The sequence below is a fragment of the Planomonospora algeriensis genome, assembly GCF_977012225.1.
On record NZ_CDRNDK010000926.1, the window covers coordinates 1 to 1035 of the forward strand.

The 1035-nt window shown below is 76.5% G+C and carries 1 protein-coding gene; it reads right to left on the reverse strand.

The features are described 5' to 3' along the window. A partial coding sequence (gene plsX, locus ACWJ6R_RS36940) for a phosphate acyltransferase PlsX (protein ID WP_449066641.1) occupies positions 1–1035 on the reverse strand: 1035 nt, incomplete at both ends.

Sequence of the window (1035 nt, forward strand, 5' to 3'; positions counted from 1 at the left end):
GCAGGGCGAGCACGAACGGGCCGGCGCCCGGGGGCGAGGTTGCGAGCCACCACGCACGCCCGCGCGATCGTGTGGGCGCGCGAGGAGCCGTGCGCGACGACGACGGTACGGCTCAGCCCGAGCAGTGCGGCTCCCCCGTGCGTCTCGGGGTCGTAGCGGCCGGCGACCTCCCGCAGCTCCTCCGGCCGGGCGATCCCGGCACGCGCGATCATGGCCAGGGTCGTCCTGACCGCCCCCTCGACGTTCTTGAGCACGACGTTGCCGGTGAAGCCGTCGGTGACGATCACGTCGACGACGCCCGCCAGCACGTCGTGGCCCTCGACGGTGCCGTGGAAGCGCAGCGGCAGCCGCCGGAGCAGCTCCTCGGTCCTGCGGGTCAGCCGGTTGCCCTTGCCCGGTTCGGAGCCGATCGAGAGCAGGCCCACCGAGGGCTCGGCCGTACCGAGCACGAGCCGGGCGTAGGAGGTGCCCAGGAGCGCGAACCCGGCGACCATCTCCGGGGTGGGATCGGCGGTGGCCCCGGCGTCGAGCAGCACGCTCGAGCCGCCGGTGACCTGGGGCAGCGCGATGGCCAGGGCGGGCCGGAGCACGCTCTCGGCCCGGCCGACGCTCCGGATCGCGCATGAGACGACCGCCCCGGTGGAGCCGGCCGAGACGAAGGCCGCCCCGGCGCCCCGGCTCAGCAGCTCGCAGCCGACCGCGATGCTGGAGGCGCCGGCGAGCGCCTCCGCGCCCCGCTCCCCCATCGGGACGACCTCCTCGGCGTGGACCACCTCGATCTCACCGGAGGCGCCGTGCCGCATGAGCTCCCGGCGGACCTCCTCGGCCCGGCCGACGAGCAGCACCGGCACGCCGTGCTCCCGCAGCGCGCGCACGGCTCCCCTGACGGTCTCGGCGGGCCCGTGGTCCCCGCCCATCGCGTCGACGACGACCGGTTCCGGCATCGTGTCCTCCTGGCAGCGGTGGTCGATGGTGGTCAGCGGCCCTCCCACCCGGGCCGCAGCGCCCTGCCGCCCGGCGCTCCGCCCGGCCCGC